We start from the raw sequence: 14,399 nt of genomic DNA on the forward strand, positions 1-14,399 counted from the left end.
GATTCTGGGCAGAGGGTGAAGATCCGCCCTGCCACCGGGTGCCTGCGGGTACCTCAAGAAAAGAGAAGCCCCCCCATGCACCGCTTCCTGAACTACCTGCGGGGTTTCCACCCGGCGGGCCTGGCCGTCGCCCTGCTCTTCTACACCTGGTCACTCACGCCCTCCCTGCTGCCGCGGGTCTGGTACATGCAGGCACTGGCCACCGGCGTGAGCATCGCCATCGGTTACGGCCTCGGGGTGGCCGGTGCGCGGATCGTGCGCTGGGCGGGGGTGAGCCGGCAACCCTCGCGGAAACAGCAGCGGATCGGCTGGTGGGTGCTGGCCGCCGCGACGGCCATCCTGGTCCCGCTCTTCGCCGCGCTGGGGGCGCACTGGCAGCACATCAGCCGGGGACTGGTCGGGGTGGAGAGCGACTCCCGCATGATCTACACCGTCGTCCTGCTCCTGGCCGTCCTGGTGGCGCTCCTGCTCATCCAGGCCGGCCGGGGCCTCGCCGCGCTGAGCAACCGCCCCACCCGGGCGGGGCGCCGCTACGTCCCGCAGCCGGTCGCCCGCCTCGGCGGTCTGGCGCTGGTGCTCGTCGTGGGCTGGCTGCTCATCGACGGCGTCGGCATCCGCGCCATGCTCGCCGTCGCCGAACGCGCCGCCTTCTCCGCGGACCAGGAGACCCGGGAGGGGGTGGCACAGCCGACGGAACCGGAACGTTCCGGCTCACCCGCCTCCCTCCAGGCCTGGGACAGCCTCGGCCGTGACGGGCGTACCTTCGTCGCCTCCGGGCCGCGGGCGGAGCAGATCACCGGGGTCACCGGCCGCCCGGCCATCGAACCGATCCGGGTCTTCGCCGGGGTCACCTCCGCCGACACGCTGCCCGAGATCGCCGACGGGGTGGTCGCTGAGCTGGAGCGCACCGGCGCCTTCGACCGCAGCGTCCTGTTCGTGACCACGACCACCGGGCGCGGCTGGATCAACTCCGCGGCAGCCGACTCGCTCGAGTACATCACCGCCGGGGATTCGGCGATCGCGGGCATGCAGTACAGCCACCTGCAGAGCCCGCTGGCCTTCATCGCCGACCGCCAGACCCCGCTGGAGGCGGGACGGGTCCTGCTGGAGAAGGTCTACGCGGTCTGGTCGGAACTTCCGGAGGCGGAGCGGCCGAAGCTGGTGGTGATGGGGGAGAGCCTCGGTTCCTACGGTGCCCAGGGGGCCACGGCCTCGGAGCAGGACATGGTCTCGCGTCTGGACGGCGCACTGCTCATCGGCACCCCGGAATTCGCCCAGCCGTGGAATCGCATCACCGCCGAACGCGACCCCGGTTCCCTGCAGCGCCTGCCGGTGGTCGACGAGGGGAAACACACCCGCTTCGCCGCGGAGGCCGGGGACCTCAAGCTGCCCGGTGAGTGGGAGCAACCGCGTATCGTCTACTGGCAGCACGGCAGTGACCCCATCACCTGGTGGTCCTTTGACCTGCTGTTGCGCGAGCCGGACTGGCTGGCGGAGCCGTTGGGCGAGGACATCAACCCGGCGATGCGCTGGCTGCCGTTCGTCACCTTCTGGCAGGTCACCGCCGACATGGCCTTTTCCGCCGGGGTACCCGCGGGTCACGGCCACGCCTACGGTTCGGAGGCCGTGGGCATCCTGGTGGGTATCCTCGATCCGCCGGACTGGGACGAGGAGTCCACCCGGCGCGTCGAGACGCTGCTGCGGGATCCGGCCACCACCCTGGAACCGCTGGGTGAGTTCCGGTAGGCCTCCGGCAGTTAGGGTGTGGGGTGTGAAAACCCACCACGCCCTCATCCCCGTCCTGGCCTCCCTCACCCTGGTGGCCTGCGGCGGTGGGGAGGATCTGCCGCAGTCCCTGCCGACACCCGAACCTGAGCCCCAGCCCACCTACACCTACGTTGCCCTGGGTGATTCCTATGCCGCGATGGGCAGCACCGCGGCAGGCACCACGGGCCCCGCGTACTGCCTGCGCTCGACCGATAATTATCCCGGGCAGGTGCTTTCCGATGCCCGCGTCACCGGCCAGGACGCCACCTGCCAGGGGGCGGTGACAGCTGATCTGCTCCAGCCCCGCCAGGCGGGCGAGGAGACCATCCCCGCCCAGGTTGAGGCGCTGACGCAGGACACCGATCTGGTGACACTGTCCATCGGCGGCAACGACATCGGCTTCGGGGATGTCGCCGGCTGTTTCCTCGCCGCGATGCAGGCCGGCCGGCCCTCGGACTGCGCCACCACCTGGCAGCAGTCCGTCGATACGCGCCTGGCGGAGCTGCCGGAACGCCTCGACGAGGTCTACCGCGCCATCGACGAGCGTTCCGACGGCGCCCGCGTGATCACCACCGGTTACCTGCCGTTGCTCGCGCCCGAGGATGACTGCGCCGAGGTCGAGGTGCTCAGCCCCGGTGACCGGGCCTGGGTGGTCACCCTGACCGGGCAGATCAACGGGGTCATCGCGGATGTCGCGCAGCGCCACGGCGCGGAAATGGTCCTGCCCGGGCAGGCGGGCGACCACACCGGCTGTGTGGAACCGGAGCGGCGCTGGGTGGATTTCTTCGGCTCGCAGACCGGTGCCTTCCCGATGCACCCCACGCCCACCGGCCAGGCGGTGATGGCGCAGGCGGTGCTGGAAGCGCTCTGACCTGCATTTTGTCACAAGTCAGGCTGCTCAATCGTCTCCCTGGTGAGAAGGATCCACCCACCCAACCCAAGGAGTTCGTCATGAGCGAGCTGAATCTGATGAAGACCCATAAGCGTTTCTATGCTGCGGCCGTGGCCATGGAGATGACCCTCTCCCTGCCGAAGCAGGAGAAGGTCATGGTCAAGCTGCGCGTCTCCTTCGAGAACGGCTGCGGCTACTGCATCCGCATGCACTCCCGCGAGGCGCTCAAACTCGGGCTCGGTCAGGACTGGGTCGACGCCCTCGAGGCATGGCCCGCCACGCACTCGCTTTTCGATGCCCGCGAGAACCTCATCCTCTCCTTCACCACCGCCGGCACCCGCCTTCCCGACCGTTCCTTCGACGCGGACCTGCTGGAGCAGGTCGTCGCTGAGCTGGGGGAGAAGACCACCGGCGACCTCATCGCCACGATCGCGACCATCAACATGTGGAACCGCATCGGGGTACTCTCACAGAAATGAGTGACCGGGACACCCTGTGGCTTCGCGAGCGTCCCCGCCTGCTCGCCATCGCCTACAACATCCTCGGTTCCTGGGCCGATGCCGAGGACACCGTCTCCGAGGCCTGGCTGCGGTTGCGGTCCGCACCCGAGCTTATCGACGCCCGCGCCTGGCTCACCGTCATCACCTCCCGCATCGCGCTTGACATCGCCACCTCCGCGGCACGTGCCCGCACCGACTACATCGGCCCCTGGTTACCCGAGATCGTGGTGCTGGATGAACCCGGCCCGGAGGACCGTGCGGTCCTGCAGGAATCCGTCGACCTGGCACTGGTGCGCATGCTCCAGGAACTTGAGCCCCCGGACCGGGTCATCCTGGTACTGGCCGACGTCTTCGACGTGTCCTTCCGCGACATCGCCGAGGTCCTCGGCTCCACCCCGGCCGCCACCCGGCAGAAGGCCTCCCGGGCCCGGAGAAACCTCGCCCGGGCCGAGGCCGCCGGAGGCTCCGTCGCTCCCGCCGCGGACCTCGCCGGGCTGGCCCGGGCCCTGCAGACCGGGGACCTCGCCCAGCTCACCCACCTGCTTTCTGAGGGCTGTGTGCTGTGGACCGACAGCGGCGGCCTCACCCGTGCCGCCCGCCGGCCCATCCACGGCGCCGACAAGGTCGCCCGTTTCCTGGCCGGGATCATCGGCACCTTCGGCATGCCGACGCTCACCGTCGAACCGGCCGTTGGCGGGGCCGTCATCCGCGCCGAATCCGAGGACCAGGTGCGCATGGTCGTCGTCGAGGTCGCCGAGGGGCGTATCACCGGGCTGCAGATCCAGCAGAACCCGGCGAAGGTGCGGCACTGCTGAACCGTTCCTGCATCCATTCCCGCAGCTCCGGGATCATCGGCGAGTCATCGGCGATGATGCTCAGATGGTCCTCGCCCTCATGGACCCGGTAGTCGATCTCCTGCCCGGCCGCCCGGCGGTCCCCGACGTAGCCTTCCTGGGTCGCTGGAGTGACCAGCGTGTCGTCGGCGCCCTGGGCGAGGAGGAGTGGGGCGTCGATAAGCATCGTGGGCACGTTCTCCGCGGCGCGACCACCCATGGGACCCTCCAGCGGGTCGCGCGACCAGATCGGTTCACGGCCGGCCAGGGTGGTGGCCACTGAGACGATCGTCGCGGGATCGCTCAGGCAACGTCGGCTCATCGCCTCGAACATCAGGCGCGCTCCGGGGCGGACATAGTCGCGGGCGTTGATCTCCGGGTATTCGGCGGCGTAGGCGGCCAGGGCGAAGGAACCGAAGAGGGAACCGATGGGGGAGCTGTTGAGGGCGTCGAAGAGCCCGGGCAGATTTGCCGCCGGGGAGATCGCCGCGACACCTGCCACCTCCAGTTCGGAGGCGTAGGAGCCGGCCAGGCCGCCGGCCCACAACGCGGCGTGCCCGCCCTGTGAATGACCCCAGATCACGGAGGTCGGGGAGAGGCCAGCCTCGCCCAGCTGCTGCGCCGCGCGGACCGAGTCGAGCACGCTGCGACCCTCCGCCGGGCCGATGAGATAAGGGTGCGCGCCGTCTGTGCCCAGCCCCACATAATCAGTGGCGACGACCGCCCACCCCTGCTCCAGCGTCCCCGCCAGATCCGGCATGGCGCCCGCGACGAAGGGCTCGTCCAGCAGGGAGGGGGCGCAGCCGGTGGCGAAACCGGTGGTGCCGTGGGCCCAGGCGAGGACCGGGTGTTCCCCGTCCACCGTGGTGGTGTAGAGGATCCGCCAGGCCCGGGCACCGTCGGGGATGATGCGCTCGAAGGGCTCGGCACGCAGCAGCTGCCCCGGTTCAGCGGCGACATCATCGGGTGCGGTGTAGAAGGAGTCCGGGCGCGGGGCGGCGGAGAGCTGGATGCCCGCCACGGCGACACCGACCGTGAGCACCAGGCCCGCTGCCGCCCGGAGGGTGCGGGGCGGGGGGTTGTGCTCCCGCTCGGGGAGGATCCGGCTGAGGCCGAAGCCGGCCAGCCGTCCATCGAAGATGACGGCGATGACGATGACCGTGACGTAGGCAGATCCTTCCCGCGGGAAGAGAACAGGTAGGCTGGTCAGTTGTTGGCGGGGGCTGCATCGGAGCCGCCCCGAGCTGAGCGCTGAAGGAGGAGCCGATGCCCGGCAACACCGAAATTCCGCACCCGGGAGCCCAACTGCACCTCAACGGACCTGAATACGGGGTGGGTTTCCCCGCGGCGGAGACGAGCTTCTCCAACCGCAGACCGGGAAAATACGGTACCGACTACAAATACGACACCCAGGCGTCGATGGACTTCCTCGCAGCCCGGGGCTGGCGCATTGTCAAACTGCCGATCCGGTGGGAGCGTATCCAGCCGGAGCTGTACCAGCCTCTCGACGCCGCGGAGCTGGGACGACTCACCGCCTTCCTCGGCCGCTGCCGGAAGGCCGGCCTCCGCGTCAACCTGGACATCCACAACTACGGGCTGTACTACCACGACGTGGACGGGGTAGGTGTGCGCACGGCCCTGGGGGAGTCGGGGCTGCGGGTGCCGGCCTTCGTGGACCTGTGGCGCCGGCTGGCGGCGGTCTTCCGCGACGACCCCACGGTGGTGATCTACAACCTGTGCGCCGAACCCCAGGGAGACTACGGCGGGCTGCGCGGTCAGACCTGGCGCACCGCCTCCCAGGCCGCGGTCGAGGCCATTCGCGAGGTCGACCCCGCCACCGAGATCCACGTCGCCGGCTACGGCTGGTCCGGACTGCGGAACTGGTCCTGGTTCAACCCGCAACCGTGGATCACGGATCCCGGCCGGAACTTCCGCTACGTCGGCCACCACTACTGGGACACGGACGGTGGGGGCACCTACGGGGAACGCACCTACATCCAGGGGCTGCCGCCGACTGGGACGGACGCCATCCCCGAGGCCGGCATCCCCCTGGCGTGGCACACCCGGATACTCAGGGAGCTCGACGATTTCGTCGACTGGCTGGACGAGGCGGGGGTCCCCGGCATCATCGGCGAACTCGGCTGGCCCCACGACAGCCCTGACTGGAACGTCTTCGGCGACTGGTACCTGCGCAAGGCCGCGTTGCGCGGCCTGCCGGTGGTCCACTGGTGCGCCGGCGAATGGGCGGATGAGGACCCTCTCAGCCTCTACGGGGGCAACCCCCTCTCCGAGGTGCGGGCCTCCGGCATCATCGCCGAGGCCCACCGCGGCTGAACCCCCGCAACGCGCGACGCCGCCCCACCCGGGGTGGGGCGGCGCGGCGTCGATAAGCGGGCTAGCAGTCGTAGTAGAGCTCGAACTCCAGCGGCGTCGGGCGCAGGCGGGCCGGGGCGATCTCGTTGTCGTACTTGAGCCTGATGTAGGCCTCGATGAGGTCCTCGGTGAAGACATCGCCGTCGGTGAGGAAGTCGTTGTCCTCCTGCAGCGCGGCCAGCGAGGCCTCCAGGGAGGTCGGGGCCTGCGGGATGGCGGCGGCCTCCTCCGGGGGGAGCTCATAGAGGTCCTTGTCCACCGGGGCCATCGGCTCGATGCGGTTCTTGATGCCGTCGAGGCCGGCGAGCATCATCGCGGCGAAACCGAGGTAGGGGTTGCCGGACGGGTCCGGGGCGCGGAACTCGATGCGCTTGGCCTTCGGGTTGGAACCGGTGATCGGGATGCGGATCGCCGCGGAACGGTTGCGCTGGGAGTAGACGAGGTTGATGGGGGCCTCGAAGCCCGGCACCAGACGGTGGTAGGAGTTCAGCGTCGGGTTGGTGAAGGCGAGCACGGCGCCGGCATGGTGGAGGATGCCGCCGATGTAGTAGCGCGCCATGTCGGAGAGACCGGCATAGCCGGACTCATCGTGGAACAGCGGCTTGCCGTCCTTCCACAGCGACTGGTGGGCGTGCATGCCGGAACCGTTGTCACCGGCCAGCGGCTTGGGCATGAAGGTGGCGGTCTTGCCGTTGGCGAAGGCCGTGTTCTTCACGATGTACTTGAAGGACTGCAGATCATCCGCCGCGTGCAGCAGGGTGTTGAAGCGGTAGTTGATCTCCTGCTGGCCGCCGGTGCCCACCTCGTGGTGGAAACGCTCGATGTCATAACCCGCGGCGGCCAGGTGGCGGACCATCTCGTCGCGGATGTCCACGGTCTGGTCATAGGGCGGCACCGGGAAGTAACCGCCCTTGACGCGGTTGGTGTAGCCGAGGTTGGGGCGGCCGTCGAGGCGCTGGTCGGCGCCGCGGTTCCACCAGCCCTCGTCGGAGTCGACCTCGTAGAAACCGGAGTTGGTGTCGGTGGCGAAGCGGACGGAGTCGAAGAGGTAGAACTCGGCCTCCGCGCCGAAGAAGCAGGCGTCCGCGATGCCGGTGGAGGCGAGGTACTCCTCGGCCTTGCGGGCCACGTTGCGCGGGTCGCGGGAGAAAGGCTCGCGGGTGAAGGGGTCGTGGACGAAGAACTTGATGTTGAGCGTCTTCGCCTCGCGGAAGGGGTCGATCTTCGCGGTGGCCAGGTCCGGCAGCAGGTTCATGTCGGATTCGTCGATGGTGGTGAACCCGCGGATGGAGGAACCGTCGAAGGCGAGACCCTCCTCGGCGGCCTCCTCATCGAACATCGCGGCCGGGATGGTGAAGTGGTGTTCGGTGCCGGGTACATCCGTGAAGCGGACGTCGACGAACTCGACCTTTTCGTCCTTGATGAACTTGACGACATCTTCGATGGTGTTGAAGGCCACGATGACTCCTAGGTGGGGTTGACGCTCGGTCGGGCGGTATCTCCGGTTGAGTCTACAGGTGCGTCCACGACTCCCCGGGTACCTGCAGGCCATTCTAAACCTTTACCTGTCGATCTATCAAAAGGTGAAATGTGAATCACTGTTTTCCCCCCTCGCACCGCCCCGGCTAGTCTCTAGTGTATGGCGAACCCCAAGCGCACCTGGCTCGACGGCCCCCAGATCCCCGGCGAACACGACGACCCCTTCGCACCCGGCAAATGGCCCGGCGAGAAACTCGGCCTCCCGGAGGCTGGGCCGGGCTCCCTGGCCTCCGTGGCCCGCCGCGCCGGGGGCGTGACCATCGACTGGATCATGTGCTGGATCCTGGCGATGACCTTCGTCCGTTTCACCGACATTCTCGGCTCCACCCCGACGGTCACCCTCATCTTCTGGATCATCCTCGGCATCCTCGGCGGTTGGCTCTTCGCCGGTACTCCGGGCCACAAGCTGCTCGGCATGGGGGTCGCGCGTACCGACGTCGGCGGCGCCCGCGTGGGCTTCTGGCGCGCAGTGGCGCGCACCCTGCTGACCTCCTTCATCCTGCCGGCCGCGATGGTCGACTCCGACGGCCGCGGCCTGCACGACCGTGCCACCGGCACCGCCGTTATCCGCGGCTAGGAGGACGCGGCTGGCCAACTTTCTCCCTACGGGCAGGGCCCGGAGGTCTGGCGTCGGATTTATCTGATCAACTCTGCGGAAAATCGCGGATTTCCGGACCGGAGTTGACCAGATAAATCCGGCGGGGCGACACCTCGGCGCGGAGGGGCAGGTAGGACGCGCAGAAATTCAGATCCCGGGCTCCGTCTTCGCGACGGTGACCCGGGATCTGCAGCTCCAGCCGAACCTACATTGTGTGTACTTTCACGTGCGCCACTTTCATGGCATCAGATCGGGTACTCTGTAGTTTTCTTTTATCCGGTGAAGCGTTACCCGAAGTGTAACCCAGCTCACTTTGATTGGCAATAGTCTGCGCGGAAGATTTTTCCGGCAGGCTCAGAACAGCAGAAAGAGCAGCACCTGGGCCAGGAGGATCTTCGCCACCATCGACACCGGATATACCGAGGTGTAGCCCTGGGCCGGCAGGTCATTGCGGGTGATGTCATTGACGTAGGACAGTACCGCCGGATGGGTCTGCATCCCAGCCAGGACGCCGGCTGTCTCACCGAAGGACATCCGCATCACCTTGTGGCCCACCACCAGCACCAGCACGGAGATGAGCAGGGTCAGCAGCGCACCGAGGCCGATGATGGTCAGCGAGGTCGGATCCGAGAGCGCGGAACGGAAACCCGCTCCGGCGGTCGTGCCGATCGCAGCGAGGAACAACGTGATGCCGAGCTGGCGCAGCGCCAGATTCGCGCCGTAGGGCACCTGCCACACGATCCGCCCCGTGCGACCGAGCGCGCCGAGCACCAGCGCCACCACCAGTGGTCCGCCGGCACTGCCCAGTTTCAGTTCGGCCCCGCCCGGCAGCGGAACAGCGATCATGCCGAGTGCCACGCCGATCATCAGTCCCGCCACCAGCGGCAGGAGGTTGACGTCGGAGAGGCGCCGGTAGGAGTCGCCGAACAGACGGGTGACCTTGTCCATGCGATTGTGCGCGGCGACCACGCGCACCCGGTCGCCCAGCTGCAGGATGGTCTCCGGGGTGGCCACCATGTCGTGGTCACCCCGGCGCACCCGGGTGATCAGCAGTCCCGCCAGCTGTGGGCGCAGCTGGGCCAGCGGGATGCCCACCAGGTCCTCGTTGGAGACGAAGATCCGCCGGTAGTCCAGATCGTGGCCGTGGAAGGGTTCCCCCGGCAGGGCGGTGCCGAGCAGTTGCGTGGCGCGGTCGAGCTCCTCCTCCGTTCCCACCACGAAGAGCACATCCCCCTGCCGCGCCCGGGCACCGTTACCCGGCAGACGCTCCCTGCCGTCGCGCTCCAGGCGGGAGACGATCACCCCCAGGCCGAGCTCCTCCGGCAGTTCCACGATGGTGCCGAGTCCCTCGCGGTCGACGCGGATACGGCGGGTGTAGAGCTCATGCACCGCCACGCCCTGCTCGATCGCCTCACGCTGGTGGTCCACGCGGAAGACCTTCGCCGCGACGGCGATGGTGAGGATCACGATGATCACCCCCAGGGGATAGGCCAGCGAATAGGCCACCAGCGGCAGGGATTCCGCCGCACGCAGCTCCCCGGCGTCGGTGATCAGCGCAGGCAGCGTATCGACGACCGCCGCCATCGCCGGCGTGTTCGTCAGCGCTCCCGTGAACATGCCGGCGCCCGTGACCGCGTCAATGTCGAAGAGCCGCACCAGGCTGTAGGCGGCAGCCGTGACCACCAGGAAAATGCCCACGGCCAGGGTGTTGTTGCGCAGCCCCTTGGAACGCAGGTCGGCGAAGAAGCCGTGGCCGGATTCCAGGCCGATGGTGTAGACGAACAGGGACAGCCCCACCACGTAGATCAGCGGCGGGATCTGGATCTCCGGCTCGACCGCCGCCATCCCCAGACCGACGAAGAGGACGGCCGCCACCCCGAGGCGGAAACCGAGGATGCGGATCCGGCCGATGAGCAGGCCCACCGTCATGATCACCAGCAGAGCGAGAAGTGGGTTCTCCACGAAAATGGTCACCACGTCATCGTGCCAGACCAGGGGAGGGGACGCTGCGGTGGAAATGAAACATCCCGCCCACTCCTTCGGGGAGTGGGCGGGATGTCAGTGGTGTGCCGGCAGAAGGCAGGCCTACTTCGAACGACGCTCGCTGGCGCGACGCATCCGGCGGTTCATGCCGGAGAGGTTCGCGTTGCGCGGCATCGGCCCCTTCGGCAGGCCGGCACCAGGGGCGGCGGAACCGATGGTGTCCATCGCCTCGATCCTGGCGTTGACCGAGTAGACCTCGTTCTTCTTGTAGTTGCGTGGCAGTTTGAGCAGTTCCCGCTGGAGGTTCTTCAGCGGGACCTGGCCCTCGCCGTCACCGACGTACATCTCGTAGACCGGGACGTCGCCGGCGAGGCGGTCCAGGCGGCGTTTCTGCTGGTTGACCAGCTCCTTCGCCGCTGCCGGGCTGCCCTCTGCGACGAGGACGACACCCGGGTTGCCCACCACACGGTGGACGATGGCGCTGAGGCTGCGGTTCATCGCCACACCCTGCTTGGAGTGCCACACGATGCCGACGGTGTTGCGGAGGTTGTCCAGGGCCCAGCCGGCGGCACCCGGCTGGTCGCCGACCCGCTCGTACATGGAACCCTCAAGACGGCGGGAGAAGATGAACATCGCCAGCACGAAACCGAGGCCGATGCCCGGGATGAGCATGAACCACTGTCCACCCCAGGCCAGACCGATGAGGAAGAAGGCTGCGGCCACGCCGACGATCGCCAGGACCATCAGCGGGATGAGCTTCTTGTCCTGCTTGCGCTGCATGTTGAAGGCCTGCCACAGCTGGCTCCACGTCTGCTTGCGCTTCGCCCGCTTGGCTGCCCTCGCCTCGGCCTTCGCGGCCTTCGCTGCCGCCTTCTGCTTGTCGTCTGCCATGGCCTCTACTCTAGGCGAGGCCATGGGATGCGCCTAACGTGAGGTGACCGGTGTGTCCTGCGACGGGCCGTACTTGGCCAGCAGGGTGGTGGCCTCCTGATCGGTGCTGCCCTGCGAGGTCTCGGCCAGGTGCTTGAGGTTGTCCGGGACCTCCAGACCACGGGCGGCCATGGCCTCGGAGTAGAGGCGCCCCGCACGGTAGGAGGAACGCACCAGCGGGCCGGACATGACGGCACCGAAGCCGAGCTCCTCGGCGAAGTCCTTGTGCTCGACGAACTCCTCCGGCTTCACCCAACGGTCGATCGGGTGGTACATCGGGCCGGGGCGCAGGTACTGGGTGATGGTGATGATGTCGCAGCCTGCGGAGTGCAGGTCGGTCAGGGACTCGCGGATCTCCTCCGGGGTCTCACCCATGCCCAGGATGAGGTTCGACTTGGTGATCAGGCCGAAGTCACGGGCCTGGCGGATCACGTCGAGGGAACGCTCGTAGCGGAAGGCCGGGCGGATGCGCTTGAAGATGCGCGGCACCGTCTCCACGTTGTGGGCGAAGACCTCCGGACGGGACTCGAAGACCTCCTGGAGCAGCTCCGGGCGGCCGGAGAAGTCCGGCACGAGGTTCTCCACGCCGGTGTTCGGGTTGAGGGCGTGGATCTGGCGGACCACCTCGGCATAGAGCCAGGCGCCCTCATCCTCGAGGTCATCACGGGTCACGCCGGTGATGGTGGAGTAGTTCAGTTCCATCTCGCGGACGGACTCGGCCACGCGGCGCGGCTCGTCGCGGTCCAGCGGGTCCGGCTTGGCCGAGTTGATCTGGCAGAAGTCACAGCGGCGGGAGCAGTTCGCACCGCCGATGAGGAACGTCGCCTCGCGCGATTCCCAGCACTCGTGGATGTTGGGGCAGCCGGCCTCCTGACACACGGTGTGCAGGGAGGCCCCGGACACCCGCTTCTTCATGTCCTCGTATTCGGGGCCGGTCTTCACCGCGTTGCGGATCCACCGCGGCTTGGTCTCGATGGGGGTCTGCGCGTTGCGTTTCTCCACCCGCAGCAGCTTGCGTCCTTCAGGTGCGATAGTCACACCATCACCCTACTCTCTTTATTAATAGGCGTAAATGACCAGGTCAGCCCTGGGGGGCCGGGACCCCGGGGATTTTCGTCGGATCAGGCGCTTCCGCGAAAGTGTGGTCGGCGACCTTGAGCCGTCCGGCGAGGGCGGCATCGAGGGCGTCGAGAAGCGGCGTCGTCATCTCCGCCACCGTGACCTCACGGCCCAGCTCCAGGCTGAGGGTGGTCACATCCGCGTCGTCGATGCCGCAGGCCACGATGTGCTCGTAGAACTCCAGCGTGTTGGAGCAGTTGAGCGCCAGGCCGTGCATGGTCACCCCGCGGGTGATGCGGATACCCAGCGCGGCGATCTTCCGGTCACGGCGGGTATCGGAGGCGGGCACCCAGACACCCGAACGGCCGTCAATGCGCCCTGCCTTATCGACACCCACCCCACGCACCGCCGCAATCAGCGCCTCCTCGAGCCGGCGGACATAGTCGACCACATCCACCGGGTCGGCGAGTTTGATGATGGGGTAGGCCACCAGCTGACCTTCCCCGTGCCAGGTGATGCGCCCGCCACGGTCCACATCCACCACGGGTTGGCCGTTGGTGGGACGGTCGGAGGGCTGGGTGCGCTTCCCGGCCGTGTACACGCTGGGGTGCTCGAGGATGAGGACCTGGTCGCCGATCTCACCGGCGGCGCGCTGCTTCGCCAGCTCCGCCTGTAGCTCCCAGGACTCCCGGTAATCCACCAGCCCGAGATGGCGGATCTGAAGGGGCGCGCCATCCGCCCGGATCGAACGGTCGGCGGGGAAGAAAGGTTCACGTGGTGCAGACATATTGGGGTACAGGCTACCCCGAACCCCGCATATGTTGTCTAGACACCGTTCGCGGCGGCATACTCCGCGGCCGTCATCAGCTTGCCGACCTCCTCGACCTCCACGCTGAAGAGCCAGCCTGCGCCGAAGGGATCGGAGTTGATCACCGCGTAGTCGTCGTGCACCGCCTCATTGACCGCCGAGACCGTGCCCGTCACCGGGGAGTAGAGATCGGAGACGGACTTGGTGGACTCCACCTCACCGCAGGGTTCCCCGGCCGTGACCGTGTCGCCGACAGCCGGCAACTCGGCGTAGACGACCTCCCCCAGACGCTCGGTGGCCACGGAGGTGATGCCCACCTTCACGGTCGCGCCGACGGCGGCCTCCGGGGTGGAGTCGATCCACTCGTGATCCTCGGAATAGGAGTAGTTCTCAGGCAGCGTGGACATGATGGTCAGGGCCTTTCCGGTAGCGGGGTGGATACGGGCTTGAGTCTAGGAGAGTGCGCCGCGCGGCGCGGCGGTTTTGCGGGGGTCTGTCCTGCGGTGAGATATTCAGGTGAGTTATTCAGGCACCTGAAAACCTCACATCACACCAGTGGCTGAACAGGGGTTTTCAGGGACGGCAGAGATATTCAGGCACGATATTCAGGTGCCCCCGGCGCCAGCCTGGGACCCGGAACTACTGCCGTCGGTAGAACGGCGTGGCCACGATCTCGAAGGGGTGTCGCTTACCGCGGATGTCCACCTCCAGCTCCACACCCTCCTCCGTCACGTCGGGACGCAACCGGGCCAGGGCCACCGGATAACCCAGGGTGGGGGAGGGCTGGCCGGAGGTGACGTGCCCGACCAGTTCATCGCCCAGCCATACTTCGGAACCGGCCCGCGCCGCCCGGCGTCCCAGCCCCTTGAGCCCCACGATGCGGGAGGTCGGCTCCCGGTCCACCAGTGCGGATCGGCCCACGAAATCGGCCTCCTTCTTCCCGAAGGCCCCCGCCATCCCCGCCTCCACGGGGGTGATGTCCAGTCCGAGTTCATTGCCGTAGAGGGGCAGACCGGCCTCCAGGCGCAGCGAATCCCGGGCGGCCAGCCCGGCGGGCACCAGACCCCCGCCGGTACCGCACTCCAGCAGCGCATCCCACGTGGCCCGGCCCTGGACG

The 14,399-nt window shown here is 67.9% G+C and carries 14 protein-coding genes; 6 read left to right on the forward strand and 8 right to left on the reverse strand.

The window, feature by feature from the left end; translation table 11 throughout:
- The first annotated feature begins 75 nt into the window (after nucleotides 1–75).
- The 4 genes from EAH68_RS08865 (at nucleotide 76) to EAH68_RS08880 (ending at nucleotide 3,974) form a co-directional block, all read left to right on the forward strand.
- Nucleotides 76–1,746, forward strand: a complete 1,671-nt coding sequence (locus EAH68_RS08865; protein WP_126120976.1) for an alpha/beta hydrolase — start codon at nucleotides 76–78, stop codon at nucleotides 1,744–1,746.
- A gap of 25 nt (nucleotides 1,747–1,771) precedes the next feature.
- Entirely contained in the window at nucleotides 1,772–2,638 is an 867-nt protein-coding gene (locus EAH68_RS08870) for an SGNH/GDSL hydrolase family protein (protein ID WP_241228387.1), read from the forward strand.
- Between the two features lie 80 nt (nucleotides 2,639–2,718).
- Complete coding sequence (locus EAH68_RS08875; RefSeq protein WP_126120977.1) at nucleotides 2,719–3,138, forward strand: carboxymuconolactone decarboxylase family protein; 420 nt, start codon at nucleotides 2,719–2,721, stop codon at nucleotides 3,136–3,138.
- Entirely contained in the window at nucleotides 3,135–3,974 is an 840-nt protein-coding gene (locus EAH68_RS08880) for a sigma-70 family RNA polymerase sigma factor (RefSeq protein WP_126120978.1), read from the forward strand. Before EAH68_RS08875 ends, EAH68_RS08880 begins: the two co-directional genes overlap by 4 nt.
- On the opposite strand, the gene EAH68_RS08885 is transcribed toward EAH68_RS08880, so the two are convergent.
- Nucleotides 3,925–5,034 carry an alpha/beta hydrolase gene (locus tag EAH68_RS08885; RefSeq protein ID WP_126120979.1) on the reverse strand — a complete coding sequence of 370 codons (1,110 nt, stop codon included), beginning with the start codon at nucleotides 5,032–5,034 and terminating at the stop codon, nucleotides 3,925–3,927. The two genes, EAH68_RS08880 and EAH68_RS08885, sit on opposite strands and share 50 nt — an antisense overlap.
- A 224-nt stretch (nucleotides 5,035–5,258) precedes the next feature.
- Here EAH68_RS08885 and EAH68_RS08890 point away from each other — a divergent pair, with 224 nt between their 5' ends.
- Nucleotides 5,259–6,326 carry a glycoside hydrolase family 5 protein gene (locus EAH68_RS08890; protein WP_126120980.1) on the forward strand — a complete coding sequence of 356 codons (1,068 nt, stop codon included), beginning with the start codon at nucleotides 5,259–5,261 and terminating at the stop codon, nucleotides 6,324–6,326.
- 61 nt (nucleotides 6,327–6,387) lie between these two features.
- On the opposite strand, the gene glnA is transcribed toward EAH68_RS08890, so the two are convergent.
- Complete coding sequence (glnA, locus tag EAH68_RS08895) at nucleotides 6,388–7,824, reverse strand: type I glutamate--ammonia ligase (RefSeq protein WP_126120981.1); 1,437 nt, start codon at nucleotides 7,822–7,824, stop codon at nucleotides 6,388–6,390.
- Between the two features lie 180 nt (nucleotides 7,825–8,004).
- Between glnA and EAH68_RS08900 the strand changes: the two genes are divergently transcribed.
- Nucleotides 8,005–8,481 carry an RDD family protein gene (locus EAH68_RS08900; protein ID WP_126120982.1) on the forward strand — a complete coding sequence of 159 codons (477 nt, stop codon included), beginning with the start codon at nucleotides 8,005–8,007 and terminating at the stop codon, nucleotides 8,479–8,481.
- Nucleotides 8,482–8,856: 375 nt separating this feature from the next.
- Here the strand turns inward: EAH68_RS08900 and EAH68_RS08905 are convergent, their stop codons facing one another.
- From EAH68_RS08905 to EAH68_RS08930, 6 genes are all read right to left on the reverse strand, one after another.
- Nucleotides 8,857–10,476, reverse strand: coding sequence for an aspartate:alanine exchanger family transporter (locus EAH68_RS08905; RefSeq protein WP_126120983.1), 1,620 nt, complete (start codon nucleotides 10,474–10,476; stop codon nucleotides 8,857–8,859).
- A 111-nt stretch (nucleotides 10,477–10,587) separates the two neighbouring features.
- Entirely contained in the window at nucleotides 10,588–11,376 is a 789-nt protein-coding gene (locus EAH68_RS08910) for a DUF4191 domain-containing protein (RefSeq protein WP_126120984.1), read from the reverse strand.
- Between the two features lie 33 nt (nucleotides 11,377–11,409).
- A complete protein-coding gene (gene lipA, locus EAH68_RS08915; protein WP_126120985.1) occupies nucleotides 11,410–12,453 on the reverse strand; it encodes a lipoyl synthase in 1,044 nt (347 codons plus the stop codon).
- Between the two features lie 43 nt (nucleotides 12,454–12,496).
- Nucleotides 12,497–13,261, reverse strand: a complete 765-nt coding sequence (gene lipB / locus EAH68_RS08920) for a lipoyl(octanoyl) transferase LipB (RefSeq protein WP_126120986.1) — start codon at nucleotides 13,259–13,261, stop codon at nucleotides 12,497–12,499.
- Between the two features lie 38 nt (nucleotides 13,262–13,299).
- Complete coding sequence (gcvH, locus tag EAH68_RS08925; RefSeq protein ID WP_126120987.1) at nucleotides 13,300–13,689, reverse strand: glycine cleavage system protein GcvH; 390 nt, start codon at nucleotides 13,687–13,689, stop codon at nucleotides 13,300–13,302.
- A gap of 232 nt (nucleotides 13,690–13,921) precedes the next feature.
- On the reverse strand, nucleotides 13,922–14,399 hold a 478-nt coding region (locus tag EAH68_RS08930; RefSeq protein WP_277600470.1), incomplete at its 5' end, for a glycine cleavage T C-terminal barrel domain-containing protein.

This window comes from Corynebacterium hylobatis, from assembly GCF_003955685.1.
GTDB classification, from domain to species: Bacteria; Actinomycetota; Actinomycetes; order Mycobacteriales; family Mycobacteriaceae; genus Corynebacterium; species Corynebacterium hylobatis.